At 68.3% G+C, this 23,716-nt stretch carries 18 protein-coding genes; 5 read left to right on the forward strand and 13 right to left on the reverse strand.

The window, feature by feature from the left end:
- Window positions 1-571: 571 nt before the first annotated feature.
- Both E3O44_RS10600 and E3O44_RS10605 read right to left on the reverse strand, forming a co-directional pair.
- Window positions 572-2,047 carry a sensor histidine kinase gene (locus E3O44_RS10600; RefSeq protein ID WP_134534688.1) on the reverse strand — a complete coding sequence of 492 codons (1,476 nt, stop codon included), beginning with the start codon at window positions 2,045-2,047 and terminating at the stop codon, window positions 572-574.
- The gene (locus tag E3O44_RS10605) at window positions 2,044-2,769 is read right to left on the reverse strand and encodes a response regulator transcription factor (protein ID WP_134534689.1); all 726 of its coding nucleotides are present in this window, start codon (window positions 2,767-2,769) and stop codon (window positions 2,044-2,046) included. Before E3O44_RS10605 ends, E3O44_RS10600 begins: the two co-directional genes overlap by 4 nt.
- A gap of 175 nt (window positions 2,770-2,944) precedes the next feature.
- Between E3O44_RS10605 and E3O44_RS10610 the strand changes: the two genes are divergently transcribed.
- Complete coding sequence (locus E3O44_RS10610; protein WP_134534690.1) at window positions 2,945-3,781, forward strand: undecaprenyl-diphosphate phosphatase; 837 nt, start codon at window positions 2,945-2,947, stop codon at window positions 3,779-3,781.
- 133 nt (window positions 3,782-3,914) lie between these two features.
- Here the strand turns inward: E3O44_RS10610 and E3O44_RS10615 are convergent, their stop codons facing one another.
- The 9 genes from E3O44_RS10615 to E3O44_RS10655 all read right to left on the reverse strand — a co-directional run bounded on the left by E3O44_RS10615 (window position 3,915) and on the right by E3O44_RS10655 (window position 15,846).
- Window positions 3,915-5,420: a rhamnulokinase gene (locus E3O44_RS10615; protein ID WP_134534691.1), complete on the reverse strand. Its 1,506-nt coding sequence runs from the start codon at window positions 5,418-5,420 to the stop codon at window positions 3,915-3,917.
- A 157-nt stretch (window positions 5,421-5,577) separates the two neighbouring features.
- Window positions 5,578-7,617: a bifunctional aldolase/short-chain dehydrogenase gene (locus E3O44_RS10620; protein WP_134534692.1), complete on the reverse strand. Its 2,040-nt coding sequence runs from the start codon at window positions 7,615-7,617 to the stop codon at window positions 5,578-5,580.
- A 208-nt stretch (window positions 7,618-7,825) separates the two neighbouring features.
- The gene (rhaI, locus tag E3O44_RS10625; RefSeq protein ID WP_174775066.1) at window positions 7,826-8,992 is read right to left on the reverse strand and encodes an L-rhamnose isomerase; all 1,167 of its coding nucleotides are present in this window, start codon (window positions 8,990-8,992) and stop codon (window positions 7,826-7,828) included.
- The gene (locus E3O44_RS10630; RefSeq protein ID WP_134534693.1) at window positions 8,989-9,381 is read right to left on the reverse strand and encodes an L-rhamnose mutarotase; all 393 of its coding nucleotides are present in this window, start codon (window positions 9,379-9,381) and stop codon (window positions 8,989-8,991) included. The genes rhaI (E3O44_RS10625) and E3O44_RS10630 overlap by 4 nt, the downstream gene beginning before the upstream one ends.
- Window positions 9,382-9,458: 77 nt before the next feature.
- Entirely contained in the window at window positions 9,459-10,913 is a 1,455-nt protein-coding gene (locus E3O44_RS10635) for an L-fucose/L-arabinose isomerase family protein (RefSeq protein WP_134534694.1), read from the reverse strand.
- 125 nt (window positions 10,914-11,038) lie between these two features.
- Window positions 11,039-12,112 carry a rhamnose ABC transporter substrate-binding protein gene (rhaS, locus tag E3O44_RS10640; protein ID WP_134534695.1) on the reverse strand — a complete coding sequence of 358 codons (1,074 nt, stop codon included), beginning with the start codon at window positions 12,110-12,112 and terminating at the stop codon, window positions 11,039-11,041.
- Between the two features lie 2 nt (window positions 12,113-12,114).
- Complete coding sequence (locus E3O44_RS10645; RefSeq protein WP_134534696.1) at window positions 12,115-13,269, reverse strand: ABC transporter permease; 1,155 nt, start codon at window positions 13,267-13,269, stop codon at window positions 12,115-12,117.
- Window positions 13,262-14,308 (reverse strand): ABC transporter permease, encoded by a 1,047-nt coding sequence (locus tag E3O44_RS10650; RefSeq protein ID WP_134534697.1) that lies wholly within the window; start codon window positions 14,306-14,308, stop codon window positions 13,262-13,264. The genes E3O44_RS10645 and E3O44_RS10650 overlap by 8 nt, the downstream gene beginning before the upstream one ends.
- Window positions 14,305-15,846, reverse strand: coding sequence for a sugar ABC transporter ATP-binding protein (locus tag E3O44_RS10655; RefSeq protein ID WP_420897925.1), 1,542 nt, complete (start codon window positions 15,844-15,846; stop codon window positions 14,305-14,307). Before E3O44_RS10655 ends, E3O44_RS10650 begins: the two co-directional genes overlap by 4 nt.
- Before the next feature lie 227 nt (window positions 15,847-16,073).
- Here E3O44_RS10655 and E3O44_RS10660 point away from each other — a divergent pair, with 227 nt between their 5' ends.
- Window positions 16,074-17,084, forward strand: coding sequence for a LacI family DNA-binding transcriptional regulator (locus E3O44_RS10660; RefSeq protein ID WP_134534699.1), 1,011 nt, complete (start codon window positions 16,074-16,076; stop codon window positions 17,082-17,084).
- 93 nt (window positions 17,085-17,177) lie between these two features.
- On the opposite strand, the gene E3O44_RS10665 is transcribed toward E3O44_RS10660, so the two are convergent.
- Complete coding sequence (locus E3O44_RS10665) at window positions 17,178-18,512, reverse strand: MFS transporter (RefSeq protein WP_134534700.1); 1,335 nt, start codon at window positions 18,510-18,512, stop codon at window positions 17,178-17,180.
- Between the two features lie 316 nt (window positions 18,513-18,828).
- On the opposite strand from E3O44_RS10665, the gene E3O44_RS10670 reads away from it, so the two are divergent.
- The 3 genes from E3O44_RS10670 to E3O44_RS10680 all read left to right on the forward strand — a co-directional run bounded on the left by E3O44_RS10670 (window position 18,829) and on the right by E3O44_RS10680 (window position 22,398).
- The gene (locus E3O44_RS10670) at window positions 18,829-19,470 is read left to right on the forward strand and encodes a class II aldolase/adducin family protein (protein WP_134534701.1); all 642 of its coding nucleotides are present in this window, start codon (window positions 18,829-18,831) and stop codon (window positions 19,468-19,470) included.
- Window positions 19,471-19,577: 107 nt separating this feature from the next.
- Complete coding sequence (rhaI, locus tag E3O44_RS10675; protein WP_134534702.1) at window positions 19,578-20,744, forward strand: L-rhamnose isomerase; 1,167 nt, start codon at window positions 19,578-19,580, stop codon at window positions 20,742-20,744.
- A 193-nt stretch (window positions 20,745-20,937) separates the two neighbouring features.
- Window positions 20,938-22,398: a rhamnulokinase gene (locus E3O44_RS10680; protein WP_134534703.1), complete on the forward strand. Its 1,461-nt coding sequence runs from the start codon at window positions 20,938-20,940 to the stop codon at window positions 22,396-22,398.
- A 167-nt stretch (window positions 22,399-22,565) separates the two neighbouring features.
- Here the strand turns inward: E3O44_RS10680 and fucO are convergent, their stop codons facing one another.
- Window positions 22,566-23,705, reverse strand: a complete 1,140-nt coding sequence (gene fucO / locus E3O44_RS10685) for a lactaldehyde reductase (RefSeq protein WP_241976245.1) — start codon at window positions 23,703-23,705, stop codon at window positions 22,566-22,568.
- Between the last annotated feature and the right edge of the window lie 11 nt (window positions 23,706-23,716).

Raw genomic sequence — 23,716 nt, forward strand, 5'->3', positions numbered from 1 at the left:
TCTCGGCGCAGACGGCGACAGTCGACGGATGTGCGGCGGGCAGGGCACAGGAGGAGACCGCGGGTTCGGACCACCGAGCTTTCGGGACGATCAGTGATCCGGACCACGGAGGGCATCGAACCCTGGCGGCCTCGGGCGGCCACTGACCGGTTCGTTTCTGGTTTTGATCAGCGCCTGCGTCGGACGGGGCAGCACGTTGATCTCCTGAAAACGTATGACCTACGCCCCGGGATCGCAACCGGTGCCCGGCACGGCGCCCGAGACGGGTGCACGCCTCGGGAGAGACGACGCCCGGGAGGGAGTCCGTCGGCAGAAACAGGTCTCGATCAGGTATTTATTGTGAATGAATGCCTGCGGCACTCGGCAACCTCGTGCACGCGTTGCATGCAGGATGTGGTCAGGATGCGCTGATCCGGCGCAAATCCGAGGGAAAAACGAGGGAAATCCGTGGGAAGTCCGTGGGGTTCGCGGATCGATCAGGCGGGAGGACGAACCGTGCGGGCGAGCACCGTCGTCCTCGGGCGACGACGGTGCTCCCCTGGGTGCGACCCGTCCGAGCGCCCCGCCCGCGTCAGCAGACGGCGCCGGTGTCCGCGCCGGCCGGCGGGATACCCGGGAGTGTCAGCACGAATCGTCCATGGCCGGTATCCGCGTCAGACCCGGAGCCTGCGCCGCCTGCGCGTGCGCCGACGGAACCCCCCGCTGCGTGGGCGACCCGACGGGCCAGGGCCAGGCCGAGGCCCGCTCCCGGGCTGTCCGGCGTGCGGAATCCCGGCGTGAAGAGCAGCTCCGGGTCGGTGCCGCCGAAGCCGGGTCCGTCGTCGATGACGACGATGTCGACGGCTCCTCCACGCGCATCCGCCCGGACGGTGACCCGGGTGCTCGCGTACCGCACCGCGTTCTCCAGCAGCGGGGCGAGAGCGCGGAGGGCGACGGCCTGCGGGACGCCGAGTTCGAGGCCGGGGGCCGGAACCACGACGATCTCGATCGCACCGCCGTTCGCGCCGTCGGCCGTTGCGGCGGCCAGTGCCGCCGCCGACGCGGTCTGCAGCAGCGCGGTCACAGACGCCCGCTCGTCCCGGTTCACCTGGCCCCGCGACACGGCGAGCAGCGTACCGATCACCTCGGTGAGCTCGTCGACGGATGTCGTGATCCGGCCGAGCCGCTCGGCCTGCGCCGGCGAGAGCGCAGGATCGAGCCCCGCGAGCTCGGCTTCGGCCCGGATCACCGTCAGGGGCGTGCGCAGTTCGTGGGCGAGTTCCGCCGTCAGTCGCTGCTCCGCGAGGATCGTGCGGGACACCCGGGCGAGGAGTCCGTCGAGTACCTGGCCGAGGCGGGTGAGTTCGTCGTGGGGCTCGCCGAGGTCGAACCGACGGTCGAGGTCGGCCGCGCTCCACTCCGAGGCGCGACGCGCCATCACCTCGACCGGCCGCAGCGCACGACGCACGGTCCAGGCCGCCAGTCCGCTGACGCCGAGGACGACGAGCGCCGCGAGGCCGATCCCGGCGAGCAGGGTGCGGGTCTCCGTGCGCTGATAGGGAGCGAGCGGGACACCGACGACGGCGGCGCCGACCTGCTCGGTCTCGCCCGGCAGCACCACGGGAACCGCCCGGAGCCGCCAGTCGCCGGTCTCCCGCTCGGTCGGCTCGCTGACAGAGCTCAACGCGGCGAGCTGAGCCTCGAGTTCGGGGGCTCCCGCGACCGCGCCAGCGCCGGCGGTCCCTGCGACGAGCGTCCCTGAGGCGGCGTAGATCCAGGTCACCTCGCCGAGGTTCCCCGCGGCAGTCGTCGCGACTCCGATCCCGTCGCCCTCCCGCACGACCGACGACGCAGCGGATGCCGCCCGCTGGGTCAGGAGGGCGTCGATGTCCTCGCTCACGACGTGGGTGAGCACGGCGACGGTCAGGGAGAGGAGTGCCGCCATTCCGAGGGTCGTGAGCAGCGCCGTCGCAAGCACCAGGCGCCGCCGGAGCGAGCGCACCCGCGGGAGGGCGGGCCGGTGAAGCCGCCGCGCCGTGCCGACAGGGGAGGTCGGGGTCCCGGTCATCGGAGGGCGTACCCGACGCCGCGCACCGTCTCGATCCGGAGGCCGGACGGAGTCTCGCGGACGGCATCCGCCCCCGGCAGGGCGGCGTCGACCGCGACCGCATCACCGTCAAGGCGTTCGAGCTTGCGACGGAGCCTGCGCACGTAGGAGTCGACGGTGTTCTCGGCGACGATCGCCCCGTGCGGCCACGCGGCCGCGACGAGGTCGCGCCGGCGGACGACTTCGCCGGGTCGGGCGAGCAGCGCGGCGAGCATCCGGAATTCGGTCGGCGTGACGGCGATCTCGAGGTCGCCGCGGGCCACCGTGAATCGCTGCGGGTCGAGGCGGAGGCCGGCCGGCTGCCGGAAGGGTTCCGGCCTGCCCCGGCGGGCCAGGGCGCCGACCCGCACGAGCACCTCGGCGAGCGCGAACGGCTTGCCGAGGTAGTCGTCCCCGCCGGCGTGGAAGCCCGTGACGATGTCCTGTACTCCCGTCCGAGCGGTCAGGAAGAGCACGGGTGCGAGCTGCCCGGCAGCCCGGAGGGCCTGGCAGACGTCTCGACCGTCGGAGTCGGGCAGGCCGATATCGAGCACGATCACGTCGACGGACTGGCCGGGGCCGAACAACGCGACCGCCTCGGCGCCGGTGTGCGCGAGCAGGAGGGTGTAGCCGGCGCCGCCGAGGGCCTCGGCGAGCACCCGGCGGATCTGGGGGTCGTCTTCGCAGACTCCGACCGTGGGCATGGGGTAATCGTACGCAGCCCGGCACAGCGGATGCGTGGTTCGTCGCCACAGACCGCGCGCCGGTCAGGCGGTGGGCAGGTTCGGCGGCATACCCTGCTGCTGCACGAGGTCTTCGGCACGGCCAGCGCCGCACGGCGCCGATTTCCTGTTCGCCCTTCCATCCAAAGGCACCAGCATGAACCTGATCCAAGCGCTGATCCTCGGCATCGTCGAGGGAATCACCGAATTCCTCCCGGTCTCGAGCACGGGACACCTCACCCTCACCGAGAAGCTCCTCGGGCTGAAGCTCGACGACCCGGGGGTGACCGCGTTCACCGCGATCATCCAGTTCGGTGCGATCGTCGCGGTGATCCTGTATTTCCGGGCCGACATCATCCGCCTGGCCGTGGCCTGGTGGCGGGGCCTCTTCCACCGCGAGGCCCGGCTCGCGCACGACTACCGCTTCGCCTGGTATGTCATCGCCGGGTCGGTGCCGATCGGCATCGTCGGCTTCCTCGGCAAGGGCCTGATCGGCGGGCCGCTGCGCAACCTGTGGGTGGTCGTGGCCGGGTTGATCGGCTGGAGTGTCGTGATGTTCATCGCCGAGCGCGTCGGCAAGCGCAACCGCCCGGAGGAGTCGACGACCCTGAAGGACGCGCTCGTCATCGGCGTCATGCAGTGCGTCGCGCTGATCCCCGGGGTGTCCCGGTCCGGTGCGACCATCAGTGCCGGCCTGTTCCGCAATCTCGACCGGGTCGCCGCGACCCGGCTGTCCTTCTTCCTCGCCATCCCCGCGCTCACCGCGGCGGGGGCATATGAGGGTCTCTCCTCGGCGAGCGACATCTCGGCCTCGGTCGGCTGGGTGCCCACGATCGTCGCGACCGTGGTCAGTTTCCTCGTCGCCTATGCGACGATCGCGTGGCTTCTGCGACTCGTCGCGAAGCACAGCATCGCCGTGTTCATCGGGTACCGGGTCGCCCTCGGCGTCGTGATCGCCGGCCTCCTCGTCACCGGGGTCGTCGCCGCCACCTGACCCGCCCCCAGCCCGCCCCGTTCCTTCCGCGAGAGTACGAATTGGGCCCTTAAACCACTCGCTTAAGGGCCAAATTCGTACTCTCGCGGCAGGGGCGAGCGAGGTCTACGGGATGGGGAAGGGCGGAAAGCGGTCAGGCGCGGGGTTCGTAGTGCCGGGGCGAGTAGGCCTGGGCGACGAGCATCCGGAGGGCCTCGAGGCTGCCGTGGGCGAGGCCCTGGGCGCGGGCCTGGATCAGCACGTTCCCGATCGCGGTCGCCTCGACGGGCCCCGCGAGCACGGGCAGACCGGTGAGGTTCGCGGTCAGCTGGCAGAGCAGCTCGTTCTGCGAGCCGCCACCGACGATGTGCACCGTGCGAATGCTCGTGCCCGAGAGTTCGCCCGCCGCGCGCAGCGTGCTGGCGTACTTCGTCGCGAGGCTCTCGATGATGCTGCGCACGAGATCGACGGGGGTCGCGGGCACCGCGAGCCCGTGTCCGGCACAGTGCTCGCGGATCCGATCCGGCATATCCCCCGGCGCGAGGAAGGCCGGGTCGTCGACGTCGAAGACCGTCACCGGCCCGGTCACCTGCGCGGCCTGCGCGAGCAGGAACGGCAACTCGAACGCGACACCCTCGAGGTCCCAGCTGCGCATCGACTCGCTCAGCAGCCAGAGTCCCATCACGTTGCGCAGGTAGCGCACGCGCCCGTCGACGCCGCCTTCGTTGGTGAAGTTCGCGGCCCGGCTCTCCTCGGTGAGCACGGGAGAATTCAGCTCGACGCCGACGAGCGACCAGGTCCCCGACGAGATGTATGCGGCATTCTCGTCCCGCATCGGCACGGCGACGACAGCGGATGCCGTGTCGTGCGACCCGACGGCGACGAGGTCCAGTCGAGAGACGGCCCCGATCTCGTGAGCCACCCCGGGCAGCAGGGACCCGATCCGGGATCCCGGATCGACCAGCCGCGGGAAGATCGAACGCGGCAGGCCGAGCCGGGCGATGAGGGTCTCGTCCCACTCCCCATGCCCCGACCCGTGTCCGCGCCCGGTCCCGCGCCCGGTCCCGCGCCCGGTCCCGCGCCCGGTCCCGTGCCCGGTCCCGGCCGACACGGTCAGCAGCCCGGTCGTCGAGGCGTTCGTGCGCTCGGCGACCCGCTCCCCGGTCAGCCAGAAGCCGAGTAGGTCGGGGATCAGCATCATCGTGTCCGCGCCGTCGAGGCCGCCGGCCAGCCGCTCGGCGGCCAGCTGGTACAGCGTGTTGAAGGGCAGGAACTGCAGCCCGTTTCCGGCATAGAGCTCGGCGTGCGGCACCAGGACGTGGGTCGCGTCGACGCCCGCCGCGGTGCGCTCGTCCCGGTAGTGGAACGGGTTCCCGAGCATCCGCTGCCCGGAGAGGAGCGCGTAGTCGACCGCCCAGGAGTCGACGGCGGCGCTCCGCAGCCCCGGCTCCTCCCGCACGGCCGAGTGCAGCCCGGCGAGCACGTTGCGGTACAGGTCGAGGATGTCCCAGTGCAACCCGTCGATCGTGCGCACCGGCAGGTTCGGGAACCGGGCGACCGGGCGGAGCCGCAACTCGTTGTGGCCGACGTGCCCGAGCATGACCCGCCCGCTCGACGCGCCGAGGTCGATCGCCGCGACCGTCCCCGCGCTCCTCACCATGACGCCACCCCCACGAGAGTCACCTTTCCGGTCGAGAGTGCCCGGCAGAGCGGCGACTCTCGACCGGAAAGGTGACTCTCGGGCACCGACCGGATGACGGCATCCGCTCGCCCGGGCGAAGCCGGGAGCCCTGCCATGCGCACGCGGATGCCGCAGCTCATCGCAGGAAGGCGGCCGCGACGCCGGCGTCGACCGGGATGTGCAGCCCGGTGGTGTGGCTGAGGTCGCTCGTGCACAGCACGAAGACCGCGTTGGCGACGTTCTCGGGGAGCACCTCGCGCTTGAGCAGGGTGCGCTGGGCGTAGTACTTGCCGAGCTCCTCCTCCGGTACCCCGTAGACGGCGGCGCGCTTGGCGCCCCAACCGCCGGCGAAGATGCCGGAGCCGCGCACGACGCCGTCGGGGTTGATGCCGTTGACCTTGACACCGTACTCGCCGAGCTCAGCGGCGAGCAGGCGCACCTGGTGGGCCTGGTCCGCCTTCGTCGCCGAGTAGGCGATGTTGTTCGGACCGGCGAAGACCGAGTTCTTGCTCGAGATGTAGATGATGTCGCCGCCGAGCTTCTGGTCGATCAGCACCCGGGCCGCGGCGCGGGAGACGAGGAAGGAGCCCTTCGCCATCACGTTGTGCTGCAGGTCCCAGTCAGCGACCGTGGTCTCGAGAAGCGACTTGGAGAGCGACAGGCCTGCGTTGTTCACGACGAGGTCGAGGCCGCCGAACGCGAGCACGGCGGCGTCGACGCCCGCCTGCACCTGCGTCTCATCGGTGACGTTCGCCTGCACGCCGATCGCGACGTCCGTGCCGCCGATCACCGCAGCGGCCTCCTGCGCCGTGGCCAGATCGAGGTCCGCGATCACGACGCAGGCTCCCTCGGCGGCGAGCCGGGTCGCGATCGCCTTGCCGATGCCGCTGGCGGCACCCGTCACGAGCGCGATGCGCCCGGCGAGCGGCTTGGGCTTCGGCATCCGCTGCAGCTTGGCCTCTTCGAGGGCCCAGTACTCGATGTTGAACTTCTCGGCCTCGTCGATCGGGGCGTAGCTCGAGAGTCCCTCTGCTCCCCGCATCACGTGGATGGCGTTGATGTAGAACTCACCGGCGACGCGCGCGGTCTGCTTGTTCGCGCCGTAGCTGAACATGCCGACGCCCGGGATCAGCACGATCAGCGGGTCCGCGCCGCGGATGGCGGGCGACTCGGGCGTGGCGTGCCGGTCGTAGTAGGCCTGATAGTCGAGGCGGTACTGCTCGTGGAGTTCGTGGAGACGGGCGAGGGACTCCTCGACCGAGGCATCCGCCGGCAGGTCGAGGAGCAGCGGCGTGACCTTGGTGCGCAGGAAGTGGTCGGGGCAGCTCGTGCCGAGGGCGGCGAGGCGCGGGTGCTCGGCGCTGGCGAGGAAGTCGAGCACCTCGGGCGCGTCGGTGAAGTGGCCGACCTTGGCGCTGTCGGTCGAGACCAGGCCGCGGAGGGTCGGCGCGAGAGCGGCGGCCTTGGCGCGGCGTTCGGCCGCCGACAGCGGGCCGAAACCCTCGAGCGGGGCGCCGAAGGGTTCGGGCCTGGAGTGCTCCTCGATGTAGGCGGTGGCGGTCTCGATGATCCAGAGCGAGTTCGTCTCGGCTTCCTCGCTCGTGTCGCCCCAGGCGGTGATGCCGTGGCCGCCGAGGATGGCGCCGATCGCGCCGGGGTGGGCCTCCTTGATCGCGGCGATGTCGAGGCCGAGCTGGAAGCCGGGCCGGCGCCACGGCACCCAGATCACCTTGTGGCCGAAGATCGAGTCGGTGAGTTCTTCACCTTCGACGGCCGTCGCGATCGCGATGCCGGCATCCGGGTGCAGGTGGTCGACGTGGGCGGCGTCGACGAGGCCGTGCATCGCGGTGTCGATCGAGGGAACGGCGCCGCCACGCCCGTGCAGGGCGAAGTCGAGGGCGCCGACCATCTCGTCCTCGCGGGCGAGGCCGGGGTAGACATCCACCATCTCGCGCAGCCGGTCGAGGCGCAGCACGGCGAGGCCGGACTCGGTGAGGGTGCCGAGGTCGCCGCCGGAGCCCTTCACCCAGAGCAGTTCGACGGTCCTGCCGGTGACCGGGTCGATCTCGGTGCCCTTGGCAGAGGTGTTGCCGCCGGCGTAGTTCGTGTTCTTGGGGTTCGCGCCGAGGCGGTTGGAGCGGGCGATGAGCGCCGCGGCCGTGGGATTGGTGGTCATGATCTGCTTTCCAGGGGCTGGGAGAGGAGCTAGAGGGCACAGGACGAGCGGAGGGCAAGCACGGGCGGTGCGGGCACATATTCGGGCGGGTGTTCGGTTGCGAATTCGGTCGGGTGTTCGGTCGAATGTCACCGTTTGTGCCGACATCGCCCGGCGCAACAGGTGATCTCGGCGCCAACGGCGACTCTCGGAGGTGTTGCCCGGGGGTCTAGGCGCCCCAGCCGGCCTGGGTGCCGCCGACGCGGTCGGCGGCGATCTTCGCCTGGTAACCGGATGCCGCGAACGCCTTCATCGGGTCGGCCGGAAGTCCGCGGGACTCGCGCCACGCGGCGAGGTCGGTGCGGACGTCGCTGTAGAAGGCGTCCATCATGATGCCGTTGGCGCCGAGGACGTCGCCGGCTTCCTGCGCCGCCGTCAGGGCGGTCCGGTCGACGGAGAGGGCGCGGGCGGTCATTTCCTGCACGTTGAGCACGGAACGGATCTGCCCGGGGATCTTCTCTTCGACGTTGTGGCACTGGTCGAGCATGAACGCGACGGTCGAGTCTGGTCCGTAGCCGCCGCCGCGGATGACTTCGTAGAGGATCCGGAACAGCTGGAACGGGTCCGCCGCACCGACGATGAGGTCGTCGTCGGCATAGAAGCGGGAGTTGAAGTCGAAGGAACCGAGCTTGCCGAGGCGGAGCAGCTGGGCGACGATGAACTCGATGTTCGTGCCCGGCGCGTGGTGACCGGTGTCGAGGCACACCATGGCGCGGTCGCCGAGGGCGGCGACCTGGGCGTAGCTGGTTCCCCAGTCGGGGACGTCGGTGTGATAGAACGCGGGCTCGAAGAACTTGTACTCGAGCACGAGGCGCTGGTTCTCGCCGATGCGGGCGTAGATCTTCGCGAGGGAGTCCGCGAGGCGGTCCTGTCGGCCGCGGATGTCGCCCTGGCCGGGATAGTTGGTGCCGTCCGCGAGCCAGATCTTCAGGTCTTCCGACCCGGTCTGGTTCATCACGTCGATGCACTCGAAGTGGTGGTCGATCGCCATCTGACGCACCTTCGGATCGAGGTGGGTCAGGCTGCCGAACTTGTAGGCATCGTCCTGGAAGGTGTTCGAATTGACGGTGCCGAGCGCGAGGCCCTTGTCGCCCGCGAACTCGCGCAGCGCGGAGTAGTCCTCGACCTTGTCCCACGGGATGTGCAGGGCCACCTTCGGCGACAGGCCCGTGACCTGGTGCACCTGGGCGGCGTCGGAGATCTTCTCCTGGATGGTGCGCGGCGTCCCGGGGGTGCCGAACACCTTGAACCGGGTACCGGAATTGCCGAACGCCCAGGAGGGCAGTTCGATGACCTGCCCCTCGAGCTGGGCCAGGACGGAGGGGCTGATGCTCACGATGTGCTTCTTTCGGTCGGGGCAGCGGCTGCCGCGGCGAGGGAGTCGAGTTGGTCTTCCAGGTTGAAGATCTCGGTCAGTTGAAGGAATCCGGTGTCCGGAGCGCCGTCGAGGGCGACGAAGAAGTCGCCCATCTCGGCCTGCCAGCGGGCGTTGACCTCGGTCGCGGCCATGCCGGCCTGCGCCGCCGCGAGACTCGCGGTTTCGAAGTAGCCGATCAGGAGGCCGTCGTCGCGCAGAAAAATGGAGTAGTTGTTCCAGCCGGTGCTCTTGAGGGCCAGCAGCATGTCCGGCCAGACGGCGGCGTGGCGACGTCGATATTCGGGGATCAGCTCCGGCTTGACCTGGAGCTGGAAGCACACGCGGTGCTGGGTGTCGCTGCTCGACATTGAGGTTCCTTGCTGGTTGGGAATTCGTAAATGAATCGATTCAATGTATCCGATTCGGGCCGACCGACACAAGACGATCAGGACAACGCCACGTGGCGATGTTCGATGCCGAGCAGATTCGCGGCGGCCTTGATATCGGCCGCCCGGTGTCCGACACACAGGGCCCAGTGATGACCGATCCCGGTCTGGGACCACTCGTCGACCCACCGGCCGGGGTCCCCGCCGAAGTCCACACGGGAGGTCGTGTTTCCGATGGCGAGGAGCGGGCCGGGCTTCACCTCCCCCTCACTCGTGATGAAGACGAAGCTCCCGTCCGGGTCCTGGCCAAGGCCGAAGGTCGTGACCGGGCCGGCCTTCACATCGAATTCAACCGAGACACCCCAGCCGCGTTTGCCGTGATAGATGCCCAGCCCTCTCAAGAGGGGCACGGCCGAGCTCACCGCGAGGTGCGCCGGACCGTCATGCCCCATTTCCACGACGTTGTCGAAGAAGTTGAGCGCCTGGATCTCGGTGAACGAGCCTCCGGCTCCGATCGCGTGAGCGGCCAGTTGCGCGATCGACGTGCGGAGTTCGTACTCTCCCGCCATCGGGATGCCCCGCGCCGTCAGGATCGAGGAGCCCAGGATCATGCCCGCGCCGAGCCGCTCGTGCAGTTCGCCGGCCAGGCCGCGGTGGTAGTAGGCGATGGTGTCGAGGTCGAAGTCGTCGACGAGCCGATCCAGCCCGACGGACACCCGGGCACCCCACGCGAAGTCCTCGTCCTGCACGGACTCGTCGATGTCGAACAGCTTCCTGGCCAGGTCCATCCGGTCGGCGACCTGGGTGTCGGTCACCTGGTTCACCCGCTCGCGCAGGTCATCGAACTCGAGCACCTCGACGTGGGACCCGAACGTGGTCGACACCCGGGTCAGGTCGGTCGATACGTCCAGCATCCCCGGATACAAGTGCCCCATCAGGCCGTGCCGGGCGTTCCGCAGCAGGGAGCGCACTCCGGCGGCGTGCACCCATTGGTCGATCCGCGCCCAGGCCGATTCCTGGGTGAGATAACCGGAGACAGACCGGAACGGTATGCCCGCCCGACGGAAGACGTTGGCGACCTCCGGCACCGGACACTGCCCGCAATACGCGAGCCATTTCCCGGTGTCGAACGTGGCATGGTCCATCGCTTCGGTCGGTTGCAGGTCGATCACGAGCACGGGTGTTTTGGCCTTCTGCGCGATCGGCAACACCATCGACGACGTCAGGTAGGTCGCGAGGAAGACCACGATCAGGTCGCAATCCGCCAGGCGCAGCTTCTCCGCCGCGATGCCGGCGTCCTGCGCATCGGACACGAATCCGGCATCGATGACTTCGGCATCGAGCCGGTTGAACCGCTCGGTCACGTACCGGGCGGATACCTGCAATTGCGGGAGCAGATCGGGGAACTGGGGCCAGTATGCGCCCAGGCCACCCGACACCAGACCGATACGCGTGGGCTTGCGCTGCTTCGGCTCGAGCAGCGCGGCGGCCGAGGGACCGAGATTCTGAATCATGGGCAAAGACTCCTGCGTCTGGCCGGGCCCGGCCGAAGGGTGGGGGTGGGGCGGATGCCGGGCATCCGCCCCACGTTTGCATTGCGTGTCTTGCTGGTACTGCTGGTACTGCTGGTACTGCTGGCCTAGAAGTCGTACTCGTCGATGTTGTCCTTGGTGAAGGTGGTCGGGGGGCCGACGACAACGAGGCCGTCTGCACCGACCGTCTTCTCACCCAGTGCGCCGGCGGTGAACTTGTCGCCTTCCTTGCCGGTGATCGTGCCGTCGACGAGCGCCTTTCCGGCGAACGCCGCGACGTAGCCCAGCTGCGCCGGGTCCCAGAGCGCGAACGCGGTGACGGTGCCGTCCTTGACGAACGGGCGCATTTCATTCGGCAGGCCGAGTCCGGTCAGCGCGACCTTGCCCTTGTACTCCGACGTGGAGAGATAGCGGGCCGTGGCGGCGATGCCGACCGTCGTGGGCGAGATGATGCCCTTCAGGTTCGGGTGCGCCTGGAGCAGGCCCTGGGCTTCCTGGAACGACTTGGTGTCATCGTCATCGCCGTAAACCTTGGCGACGAGCTTGATGTCCTTGTATGCGGGGTTGGAGGCGAGTTCTTCTTCCATGAACTTGATCCAACCGTTCTGGTTGGTCGCGTTCGCGGTCGCGGAGAGGATCGCGATCTCACCCGAGCCGCCGATCTGGTCGGAGATCAGCTTGGTCTGGATGAGTGCGACGTCCTTGGCCACGACCTGGCTGATGAACACGTCGCGATACTTGGGGTTCGTGTCGGAGTCGAATGCCACGATCTTCGCACCGCCGGCGCGAGCCTCGGTGAGTGCCGGGCCGACGGCATCCGGGTCGTTCGCCGCGATGACGATGACCTTCGTGCCGGCCTGGGTCTCCGCGTTGATGAACGAGACCTGGCTGGACGCGCTGGCCTCGAGCGGGCCGACGACCTGGGTGGCCCCGAATCCCGCTTCCGTCGCTCCCTTCTTGCCTCCGCCGAGCACGACGTCGGTGTACGGGTTGTTGAGCTGCTTGGGGATGAACGTGATGCTGAGATCGCCGGCGGCCGCGCCGTCGGTGCCCGTGCTGGTCGAGCTGCTACCGGAGGCGCAGCCCGTCGCGAGGAGTGCGACAGTCGCGGCAACTGCCGCGACCGAGACGAGGCGACGGGCCGCTATGCCTTTTCTCCCGTGATTGCGAATGAACTCCATTGTCATTTCCTTTCCGGAACGCCGGATGCTGTGGCGTTGGTTGCTCCCGAGGCGGGTACCTGGGGAAGTGTGTTGTGCAGCCGTCTCGACTGCCGCCAGGCCTTGATGGCCGCGTAGACATTCGGTGTGACGACGGATGCGATGAGCAGCGTTCCCGTGACGATGATCAGGACCACGTCGGAGATCCGCTCGAGGCGCAGCGAGAAGTTGATGGTGCCGATGAGGAGCACGCCGGCGATCACGCCCGGTATCGAGCCCTTGCCGCCGAAGATCGACACCCCGCCGAGCAGCACGGCGGCGATCACCGTGAGCTCGAGACCGGTCGCGTTGTCGCTGCGGGCGCTCGAGTAGCGGAGCGTCCAGAAGATCCCGGCGAGCGCGGAGACCGTTCCGGTGCCGACGTAGAGCCAGAACTTGGCCCTGGCCACCCGGATGCCGACGAACGTCGCGGCCTCCGTGCTGAAGCCGAGGGCGTACAGTCCGCGGCCGAAGGGAGTCAGGTGCAGGAGCACCCCGAAGAACAGGGCGACCACGGCGACGGGGATCATCATGGTGGGGATGCCCGTGCCGCCGAGCTTCGAGGTGAAGAACGCCGTGAGTTCCGGTGGGAAGTTCGCAATGGCATTGTCGCCGATCACGACGAGTGCGAGGCCGCGGTAGAGCGCCAGGGTGCCGATCGTCACCGCGAGCGAGGGCAGCCCGACCACCGCGATCAGGAAACCGTTGAACGCACCTGCGGCCACTCCGGCGACCACGCAGACGACCAGGACCACCTCGATCGGGAGGCCGGCAGCCCAGAGCACGCCCATCAGCGCGCTCGTCAGGCCCGCGATGCTCGCGACGGAGAGGTCGATCTCGCCGGTGATGATGACGAGGGTCATCGGCATCGCGATCAGGAGCACCGGGATCACGTCGAGCAGCAGGAAGCCGACCGTGACCGGTGTCGCGAAGCGCGGAATGGCGATGCTCGCGTAGAGCACGAAGACGATGAGCGCGTAGATCATGATCGCGTCGCGGCCCAGGAGCACCCGGGCGGCACCCGTTCGCCCCTTCGGAACGGACGCCAGGGTCTTGTCCGTCGAGATCAGCCGGGTGTCGAGGGCGGTGATCCGGTCGGGGCCGGCCGGTGCCGGGGACTGCTTGGTGTGGTTAGACATCGCGGGCCTCACTGATTCGGAGCTTTCGGGCCGTCCGCACGCTGGCGATCCGGTCGATGATGACAGCACTGAGGATGAGCATGCCGACGATGGCCTGCTGCCAGAACTTGTCGACCCGCACGGCCGTGAGCGCGCTCGTGATCGTCGTGAGGAGCAGGGCGCCGATTGCCGCCCCGACCACTGATCCACTGCCGCCCGAGATCGCGACCCCGCCGACGACCGCGGCCGCGACGACCGAAAGCTCGAGGCCGGTTCCCGTTGTCGCGCCGACCGAGTTGAAGCGGCTCGCGTAGAGCACTCCGGCGAGACCGGCCAGAACGCCGTTGAAGAGGAAGGCCAGCAACACGCGCCGGCTCACCGGGATGCCGAAGAGGAGCGCTGCGTCCGGGTCTGAGCCGATTGCGTAGAGGTCGCGGCCCGCGCGGACCCCGTTCAGGTAGATCGCGACGATGGCAATGACGACGACCGCGATGAGGGTGATCAGGGGAAAGCCGAAGACGGTGTCCACGGAGAGCGATCCGAAGGCTTCCGGACGGTCGCCGGCGAAGTACTGGGTGCCGCCGGCCCAGGAGTTGTTGATGCCCCGGTAGATATAGAGGGTGCCGAGCGTGATCACGAGCGCAGGCACTTTGGCCACCGTGACCAGGATGCCGTTGATCGCCCCGAGGAAGGCGCCGAGGAGCATACCCACGACGAAGACCACGACAATGGGGATCCCTGGAACATTCGCGAACAGGGTTCCGGTCCCGAAGGCGACGAGGCCGAGGATGGAACCGACCGAGAGATCGACGTTTCGGGTGATGATGACGAGGGCCTGGCCGACCGCGAGGATCATCACGATGGTGGCGTTCAGGAGCAGGTCCTTCATACCCTGGGGGCTGAGGAACAAGGGGTTCGCGATCGTCGTGATGACGACGAGGGCGATCAGGGCGAGTGTGACGGGCAGTTCACGCAGGCGGAGGAGGGCGCCGAGGCGGCCGGACCTCGCGCCGTCGGTGCGCTCGCTCTGGCCGGGGGGCACGGTCGGGGCAATGGTCATTGTGTGCGCTCCAGTGACGCGGTGGCCGCGTGCATGATCGATTCGGGGGTGGCTTCCGCGCGGCTCAACTCGGCCGTGATCCGGCCCTCGTGCATGACGAGAACACGGTCGGCCATACCGAGCACCTCGGGCAGTTCGCTCGAGATCATCAGGATCGCGATGCCGCGACCGGCGAGGTCGGAGATGAGCCGATGGACCTCGCTCTTGGTGCCCACGTCGATGCCGCGGGTCGGCTCGTCGACGATCAGGAACTTCGGGTCGGTGGCGAGCCATTTGGCGAGCACGACCTTCTGCTGGTTTCCGCCCGAGAGGGTGGAGACCGCATATTCCTGGGAGGTCGTCTTCACGTGCAGGCGCGCACTCCACTCGGCGGCGGCCGTGCGTTCGGCCCGGACATCGATGATTCCGAACCGGGCGAGCCGGTCGCGCAGGGTGAGCGCCGTGTTGCGAGCGACCGAGAGGTCCATCACGAGCCCCTGCTTGCGTCGGTCCTCCGGGACGAACCCCATGCCGGCGTCGGTCGAGGCCTTGGGGTTGTGCGGCTTGAGGCGTGTCCCCAGGAACTCGACGGAGCCGCGGTCGTACGGATCGATCCCGAAGACCGCCCGCGCCACCTCGGTGCGGCCGGCGCCGACGAGGCCGGCGAGGCCGACGACTTCGCCGGCCTTCACCTCGAAGCTGATGTCCGAGAAGACTCCCGCGCGCCCGAGTCCCCGGACGGTCAGTACGGTATCGCCGACCGGGGCGACCTCCTTGGGAAAGAGAGCGCCCACGTCGCGGCCGACCATTTCGCGCACGATGGCGTCCACCGTGACGTCCGTGGTGACGTGGGTGGCGATGTACCGGCCGTCGCGCATCACCGTGATCCGGTCGCAGAGGTCGAAGACCTCGTCGAAGCGGTGCGAGATGAACAGGATGCCCGCGCCATTGGCTCGCAGGTTGCGGGCGACCTGGAACAGCCGCTCGACCTCGACACCGGACAGCGCCGCAGTCGGCTCGTCCATGATGAGGATCTTGGCGTCCAGGGAGATGGCCTTGGCGATCTCGATGATCTGCTGGTCGGCGATCGAGAGCCCCTCTGCGACCCGGTCGGGGTCGATCCGGACACCGAGCTGGTCGAAGAGCCTGCGCGCGGCCGACCGCATCGCGGCCCGGCTGATCAGCCCGAGGCGGCCTTTCGGCTGTCGCCCGATGAAGATGTTCTCGCCGACCGTGATGTCGGGGAAAAGGGTGGGCTCCTGGTAGATGACGGAGATGCCGACCGCCTTGCTGTCTGCGACATTCCTGAACACGACCGGCCGACCATCGACCCGGAACTCGCCGGCATCGAGGTGGTACAGCCCCGCGAGAATCTTCACGAGGGTGGACTTGCCAGCCCCGTTTTCGCCGACTAACGCGTGGATCTCGCCGGGAAGGATCTCGATCGTGCCTTCGGCCAGGGCGACGACCGGGCCGAAGGCCTTGACCGCGCCGCGCAGGGCGAGTCTCGGTTCAGGCGCCTCGCCGGAGGGTGTGCTGGTTTCACTTGGGCTGGCGATGTTCGTGCCTCCACATTGAGGGTGAATCGTTTCAGGACCGTGCAGAGTTGAATATAGAACGAGTTCCGAGCATCCGTCAATGTCCAAAATGCAGCGGTACCGGAACGTGATTGAAACGAGACACTCCCACTCGTCGCCCCGATGAGTCGTTTCAAACCCTCGCGCCCGGTGTCCTAGACTGCTGTCAAGCGCAATGGTGCGCAACATATTTGAGCGAAAGAGTGCACGTGGCAGCGATCAGCGTACGAGACGTGGCCGCCACCGCCGGCGTATCCGTCGGCACGGTGTCGAACGTGCTCAATCGCCCGGACAAGGTCTCGGCAAGCACCGTCGAGCGCGTCCAGGCGGCGATCACCGAGCTCGGATTCGTGCGCAACGACGCCGCCCGTCAACTCCGCGCCGGTCGCAGCCGGAGCATCGGCCTCATCGTCCTCGACGTCGCCAACCCGTTCTTCACGGATGTCGCACGCGGCGCAGAGGACCGCGCGGCCGAAGAGGGCCTCACGGTACTCCTGGGCAACAGCGACGAGAACCCGGGACGCCAGAGCGCCTACCTCGACCTCTTCGAGGAACAGCGGGTGCACGGCGTGCTGATCTCGCCCCTCGGAGACGTCGGCGACCGACTCTCACGGCTCCGCGCCCGGGGGACCCCGACCGTGCTCGTGGACCGGGAGATCGCCGATCGGAGCTTCTCGTCCGTCGCCGTCGACGACGTGGCCGGCGGATATCTCGCGGTGAGCCACCTCGCCGCCATCGGGCGCACCCGGATCGCCTTCGTCGGCGGACCCCACAGCATCCGCCAGGTCGTCGACCGGCTCGAGGGCGCCCGCAAGGCCGTCGCCGAGCACCCGGGAGTCGTCCTCGAGACGATCGACACGGACTCGCTCTCGGTGCTGCAAGGACGCACTGTCGGCGAGCAACTGCTCACCCGGCCAGCGGCCGAACGCCCGGACGCCGTGTTCGCGGCGAACGACCTGCTCGCGATCGGCGTACTCCAGGCACTGAATATGCTCGGAGACGTACGTGTCCCTCGCGATATTGCCCTGATCGGATACGACGACATCGCCTTCGCGGCCGCCGCCGTCGTTCCGCTCTCCTCGATCCGGCAGCCGAGCGCCCTGATCGGCTACACGGCCGTCGACCTGCTCCTGCGCGAGGCGGAGGGCGGCGAGGACTTCGAGCACGAGCAGATCCAGTTCCAGCCCGAGCTCATCGTCCGCGAGTCGACCGCGGGCTGAGCCCGCCCCGCGCCGGTTTCCGCAGGCCGCGCCCGCCCTTTCGGGTGCGGGCTGCGCAAACGGGCGCGGCGGCGGCCGGGGCGCTCGAGCCGGCTAGAAGTGCATGTTCATGGCGACCGGTTCCTCGACGTCACGCGCCTCGAGACCAGACGCGTCGAGGCCAGACGCGTCGAGGACGGGCTCCCCGGCGACGACGTCTTCCGGGTAGCGTTCGGCTTCGATCTGCTGGAGGGTCTTGCCCTGGGTGTGCGGCGCCCAGACGGCCCCGACGACGAGCGAGACGGCGAGGAAGCCGATCAGGATGAGTCCGAGCCAGGACAGGCCGATCGAGGTCAGCAGGATCGGGAAGACCATGCTCAGCAGGCCGACCATGATCCGGGCGACGAAGAAGAGGATGCCCTGGGCGCTCGCCCGGTACTCGGTCGCGAAGAGCTCACTGGCCCAGAGGCCGTAGAACGCCTGTGCACCGATGCCCGCTGCGACGCCCCAGAGCACGGCGAAGGAGAGCAGCGCCGGCATGGTGGGTTCGGCGAAGACAAGGACGGCCCAGGCCGCGATGCCGAGCAGCGAACCAACGATGTAGAGGATGCGGCGGTTGAACCTGTCGGCGAGACGCATGAAGCCGAAGTAGGTCGTGGCAACGGTGAGGCCCCAGACGAGCGCCTGCAGTAGGTACTGCTCGGTCGCGCTCTCGACGCCCGCGGCCGCGTACACCCGGGGCATGAAGATTCCGGCCTGTCCTGCGACTATATTCCAGAACGAGTACACACCGATCAGGAAGAAGATCGCGGTGATGTTCGCCTTCTTGCTGAAGAGCGCCCTGACGCCGTGGAAGACATTGGTCGATGTGGCCTTCGCGTTGGATTCCTTCCAGATGGCCGTCTCCGGCAGTCCCTGCCGCATGTACCAGGTGATGAAGGCAACGACGAAGAGCTCGGCGAAGATGAGCCGGCTGCCGAGGAGGCCGAGGGGCTCGACCGCGACCGCGAGCAGAAAGCCGATCAGCGGGCCGCAGGACCAGGCGAGCTGGGCGGCGCCGACGTGCTTGGCGCGCTGTCCCGCCGGCGCCTGCTCGGAGAGGTAGGTCCAGGAGGCCGGAACGCCGGCGCCGACGGCGATACCGGTGATGATGAAGGCGAGCAGCAGCATCCCGTAGCTCATCGCGAAGACCGCGAGTGCGACGCCGATCATGTACACGATGAGGTCGTAGGTATAGATGAACTTGCGACCGTACTTGTCGCACAGCGGGCCGCCGATGAGCGCACCGGCCGCAGCGCCGAACGCGTTCGCGCTCAGGGCCGCGAGTAACCCGACCGCGAAGTCGTCGATCCCGAATTCCTTCTGCCAGAGCGACAGGCTGGTTGCGATCGCGATGATCGATCCCGCTTCGATGTAATTCGACATCGCCACCGAAATGGTGGCCTTCATTCCCGTTGTGCTTTTGTTTCCAATTCGGACCACGAATGGTCCTCCTTTGCTCTCGTCATTGATGCAGAGGCTCGTGGCCTCGGCTTCGAGGACGCGATGCGGTGGCGCCGGTGGCGCCGTGCCCGTCGTTGAATGAAACGATTCAACGTGGCACGTCAGCAGACTACGTCACAATCGTGTGCCTGCCTAACCTTTTCGGGTGCGCCTCGGACGGGGTCGGAATCCGGGGGATCCGGTGAGTTGACGTGCCGCGGTTTCCGGAGTTATAGTCGTGATAGTTGAAACGATTCAATACCCACGAAGACGAGGACACCCCATGAGCTTTGCCCGTCGCGAACTCCGCGAAGAAATCCTGTACTGGTGCAAGGAGTCGGTGCGCACCGGACTCAACTTCAACACCCAGGGCAACATTTCCATTCGCCTTCCCGAGCATGATGCGATCGTCATTACGCCGTCCGGCATCCGTTACGACGTCCTGACGATCGACGAGATGGTCGTCGTCGGTTATGACGGCGTCGTCATCGAGGGGGACCTGTTCCCCTCGACCGAGACGGATGTCCACCTCGCCCATTACCGTCGCCGCCCCGACATCAACGCGATCGTGCACACCGAGTCGCCGTACGCGAACATGTTCGGCGCCGTCGGCAAGACCATCGACCCCGTGCTGCTGAACATGGTGCTCTACGCCAAGGGTGCCGTACGCATCATGCCGTTCGAGTTCTCCACCAACAAGGACTTCGGCGAACTCAGCGCCGCGCTCATGGGCGACGACACGAACGCCGTCGTCTGGGGCAACCACGGGATGATCTCGGTCGGCGAAGACGTCGCCGGGGCATTCAAGGTCGCCGTCGCCGTCGAGGCCAACGCGCAGGTGCTCTACGGGGCCCTCCAGCTCGGTACCCCGAACATTCTCCAGCTCGACAAGATCGTCATCCCCGAGGGCGCCCGCCTGCCCTAACCGGCAGTCGGCACCCCGTGCGGCGGCCCAGAGTGGGCCGCCGCCGAGCGCAACCTCAGCAGTATCCACAGCCACACCCACAGATATCCCCACAGAGAAGTGACCCCATGACGGTATCCACCGAAACCCTTCGCCTCCTGGAAAGCCAGGCCATCGAGCTCCCGTCGTGGGCGTTCGGCAACTCGGGCACCCGGTTCAAGGTCTTCTCGACCCCCGGCACCCCGCGCACCCCAGAGGAGAAGATCGCCGATGCCGCGCAGGTCAACAAGTTCACCGCGCTTTCCCCGAGCGTCGCGATCCACATCCCGTGGGACAAGGTCGATGACTACGCCGCGCTCGGCAGGTACGCCGAAGACCTCGGCGTCACGCTCGGCACGGTCAACTCGAACACCTTCCAGGACGATGCCTACAAGTTCGGCAGCCTGACCCACATTGACCCGAAGGTGCGCCAGATGGCGATCGACCACCACTTCGAGTGCATCGACGTGATGAACCAGACCGGGTCGGAAGACCTGAAGATCTGGCTCGCGGACGGCACCAACTATCCCGGCCAGGGCGACATCCGCGGCCGACAGGACCGCCTCGCGGACTCCCTCGCCGCGATCTACGCCCGTCTCGGCGAGAACCAGCGCCTCGTGCTGGAGTACAAGTTCTTCGAGCCGGCGTTCTATCACACCGATGTGCCCGACTGGGGAACCAGCTACGCCCAGGTCGCGGCGCTCGGCGACCGCGCCATGGTCTGCCTCGACACCGGGCACCACGCCCCGGGCACGAACATCGAGTTCATCGTCGCCCAGCTGCTCCGCCTCGGCAAGCTCGGTTCCTTCGACTTCAACTCCCGCTTCTACGCCGACGACGACCTCATCGTCGGTGCCGCGGACCCGTTCCAGCTGTTCCGGATCCTCTACGAGGTCATCCGCGGCGGCGGCTACGGACCAGACTCGACCGTCGCGTTCATGCTCGACCAGTGCCACAACGTCGAGGAGAAGATCCCCGGCCAGATCCGTTCCGTGCTCAACGTGCAGGAGATGACCGCCCGCGCCCTCTCCGTCGACCGGACCGCCCTGACGGCGGCGCAGGAGGCCGGCGACGTCCTCGGCGCCAACGGCATCATGATGGATGCCTTCTACAGCGACGTCCGCGCGGACCTCGCCGCGTGGCGCGAGTCCCGCGGGCTGCCGGCCGACCCGATGAAGGCGTTCGCGGCATCCGGTTACCAGGCGAAGATCGCCGCCGACCGCGTCGGCGGCACCCAGGCCGGCTGGGGCGCCTAGACCCCGCCCACCCACCGCGCAACACCTCCGAGAGTCGCCGTTCCCGCCCAGATCACCCGTTANGCCCACCCACCGCGCAACACCTCCGAGAGTCGCCGTTCCCGCCCAGATCACCCGTTACACCGGGCGATCTCGGCGACAACGGCGACTCTCGCTGCACCACCCCCACACGTCGACTACAGAGAGTACGAAGATGACCACCACAACGGATGCCGCAGTCGTCGCGGCCGTCGACCTCGGCGCCACGAGCGGCCGGGTCATGCTCGGCCACGTCGGACGCGCGGGCATCAGCCTCCGCCCCGTGGCCCGGTTCCCGAACGGGCCGATCCGCCTCAACGAGGACGGCCATCCGTCGCTGCACTGGAACATCGTCGAGCTCTACCGCAGCGTGCTCGCCGGCCTCACCGTCGCCGCCGCCGAAGAACCCGGACTCGCGAGCATCGGCGTCGATTCCTGGGCGGTCGACTACGCACTGCTGCGCCAGGGGCGGATGCTGCAGCTCCCGTACCACTACCGCGACGCGCGCACCCTGCCCGCCGTCGACCTCACCCACGGCGTCGCCGGCCCCGCCGAACTGTATGCCGCCAACGGACTCCAGTTCCTGCCGTTCAACACGCTCTACCAGCTCACCGCTGACGTCACGGCCGGTTCGCTCGACCAGGCCGACCGGATGCTGCTGGTTCCGGACCTCCTCAACTACTGGCTCACCGGCGTGGCCGTCGCCGAACGCACCAACGCATCGACCACCGGCCTCCTCAACGTGCGCACCCGCGAGTGGGACGAACCACTCATCGACCGGCTCGGCTTCGACCGACGGATCTTCCCGCCCCTCATCCACGCAGGCACCCGGATCGGCTCCCTGCTGCCTGGCGTCACTGACGAGATCGGGGCCCGCGCGTCGATCGACGTGACGGCCATCGGATCGCACGACACGGCATCCGCCGTCGTGGCCGTGCCGGCCCTGACCGAAGACTTCGCCTACATCTCCTGCGGCACCTGGGGGCTCGTCGGCGTCGAGCTCGAGGCCCCCGTGCTCAGTGAGGCCGGCCGCGCGGCCAACTTCACGAACGAGGGCGGCGTCGACGGCCGGGTGCGCTACCTGCACAACGTGATGGGCCTCTGGCTGCTCAGCGAGTCGATCCGCACCTGGGAGCACGCCGGCGAGACGATCGTCCTCGCCGACCTGCTGCGTGCGGCCGGCGAGGTCACCGCGCCCGTCGCCGTGTTCGACGCCGACGACGAGCGCTTCCTCGCCCCCGGGGACCTGCCCGCGCGCATCCGCGACTACTGTCGCGAGCACGACCTGCGCATTCCGCGCTCGAACGCCGAACTGGTGCGCTCGATCCTCGACAGCCTCGCGGATGCCTTCGCGCGCGGCGTCGAACAGGCCAGCCTGCTCTCGGGCAAGAACGTCCGGGTCGTGCACCTCGTCGGCGGCGGCTCGCAGAACCGCCTGCTCTGCCAGCTCACGGCCGACCGGCTCGGCCTGCCCGTTCTCGCCGGCCCCGTCGAGGCGACCGCGATCGGCAACGTGCTCGTGCAGGCGCGGGCCCAGGGCCTCGTCACGGGCTCACTCGAGGAGTTGCGCGCCCTCGTCGCCCGCAGCTTCGTGCCCGAGCGGTACACGCCGGCCCGGACTCTCGTCAACCGGTAGCCGGCCCGGACTCTCGTCAACCGGTAGCCGGCCCGGACTCTCGTCAACCGGTAGCCGGCCCGGGGAAGAGGGAAAACCGAGAGCCCGGCCGATGCACCTGAGGTGCACCTTTCCGGTCGAGAGTGCCCGGTATACGGGTCACTCTCGACCGGAAAGGTATGGGTCGGCTAGTAGATCGAGGTGTACAGCGCGAGGATCTGCTCGACGGACACGTCGCGCGGGTTGCCGCCGGTGCAGACATCGTCGAAGGCGGCCTGGGCGAGGGCGGGGAGGTCCTCTTCCTTCGCGCCGATCTCGCGCAGCGTCGTCGGGTTTCCGAGGGCACGGGCAAGGTCGGTGACGGCGGCGACGGCCGCGTCCCGCGCATCCTCGAGGGAGAGCTCCGCGGCGCCGGGAACCTTGAAGGCCACGGCGATGTCGCGGAAGCGCTCACCGGTCGAGTCCGCGTTGAACGCCATCACGGGGGCGAGCAGGATGCCGTTCGCGACGCCGTGCGGGGCGTTGTAGAACGCTCCGAGGGGGTGGGCCATGCCGTGCACGAGGCCGAGGCCCACGTTGGAGTAGCCCATGCCCGCGATGTACTGGGCGAGGGCCATCCGGTCCGCGGCGACCGGGTCGCCGTCCGCGGCCGCGGTGAGCGATTCGGCGATCATCGTGATCGCCTTGAGGTGGAACAGGTCGGACAGTTCCCAGGCGCCCTTGGTCGTGTAGCCCTCGATGGCGTGGGTGAGCGCGTCGAGCCCCGTGGCGACCTTGAGAGAGCGCGGGGCCGAGGACATCATTTCGGAGTCGACGACCGCGACGACCGGAATCGCGTGCGGGTCGACGCAGACGAACTTTCGTTCACGTTCGACGTCGGTGATCACGTAGTTGATCGTGGTTTCGGATGCCGTGCCGGCGGTCGTCGGAACGGCGATCATCGGAACCGCAGGGCGCTTGGTGGCCGCCACGCCCTCGAGGGAGCGCACGTCGGCGAACTCCGGGTTGTTCGTGATGATGCCGATGGCCTTGCAGGTGTCCTGCGGAGAGCCGCCGCCGATGCCGATCAGCACGTCGGCGCCGGAAGCAGCGAAGGCCGCGACGCCGCGCTTGACCGCGTCGATCGGCGGGTTCGGGGTGACGTCCGAATAAACCTCATACGGGATTCCGGCATCGTCGAGGAGTGACGTGACCTTGCCCGTGACACCGGTCGCGACGAGCACCTTGTCCGAGACCACAAAGGCCTTGACGAAGCCGCGGGCGGCTATTTCACCGGGGATGACGCTGATGGCCCCTGCGCCGAAATGTGCCGTTTGGTTCCAGATCATGCGAGTGATCA

The organism is Cryobacterium algoricola (genome assembly GCF_004402485.1).
GTDB classification, from domain to species: Bacteria; Actinomycetota; Actinomycetes; order Actinomycetales; family Microbacteriaceae; genus Cryobacterium; species Cryobacterium algoricola.

Bases quoted from the DNA above. Each gene is read 5' to 3' on its own strand.
- E3O44_RS10615 (WP_134534691.1), bottom strand. From the start codon at position 5,420: ATGGTGAGGAGCGCGGGGACGGTCGCGGCGATCGACCTCGGCGCGTCG.
- E3O44_RS10610 (WP_134534690.1), top strand. From the start codon at position 2,945: ATGAACCTGATCCAAGCGCTGATCCTCGGCATCGTCGAGGGAATCACC.
- E3O44_RS10665 (WP_134534700.1), bottom strand. From the start codon at position 18,512: ATGAAGGCCACCATTTCGGTGGCGATGTCGAATTACATCGAAGCGGGA.
- E3O44_RS10620 (WP_134534692.1), bottom strand. From the start codon at position 7,617: ATGACCACCAATCCCACGGCCGCGGCGCTCATCGCCCGCTCCAACCGC.
- E3O44_RS10680 (WP_134534703.1), top strand. From the start codon at position 20,938: ATGACCACCACAACGGATGCCGCAGTCGTCGCGGCCGTCGACCTCGGC.
- E3O44_RS10635 (WP_134534694.1), bottom strand. From the start codon at position 10,913: ATGATTCAGAATCTCGGTCCCTCGGCCGCCGCGCTGCTCGAGCCGAAG.
- rhaI (WP_134534702.1), top strand. From the start codon at position 19,578: ATGACGGTATCCACCGAAACCCTTCGCCTCCTGGAAAGCCAGGCCATC.
- E3O44_RS10650 (WP_134534697.1), bottom strand. From the start codon at position 14,308: ATGACCATTGCCCCGACCGTGCCCCCCGGCCAGAGCGAGCGCACCGAC.
- E3O44_RS10600 (WP_134534688.1), bottom strand. From the start codon at position 2,047: ATGACCGGGACCCCGACCTCCCCTGTCGGCACGGCGCGGCGGCTTCAC.
- fucO (WP_241976245.1), bottom strand. From the start codon at position 23,705: ATGATCTGGAACCAAACGGCACATTTCGGCGCAGGGGCCATCAGCGTC.
- E3O44_RS10630 (WP_134534693.1), bottom strand. From the start codon at position 9,381: ATGTCGAGCAGCGACACCCAGCACCGCGTGTGCTTCCAGCTCCAGGTC.
- E3O44_RS10645 (WP_134534696.1), bottom strand. From the start codon at position 13,269: ATGTCTAACCACACCAAGCAGTCCCCGGCACCGGCCGGCCCCGACCGG.
- rhaS (WP_134534695.1), bottom strand. From the start codon at position 12,112: ATGGAGTTCATTCGCAATCACGGGAGAAAAGGCATAGCGGCCCGTCGC.
- E3O44_RS10670 (WP_134534701.1), top strand. From the start codon at position 18,829: ATGAGCTTTGCCCGTCGCGAACTCCGCGAAGAAATCCTGTACTGGTGC.
- E3O44_RS10605 (WP_134534689.1), bottom strand. From the start codon at position 2,769: ATGCCCACGGTCGGAGTCTGCGAAGACGACCCCCAGATCCGCCGGGTG.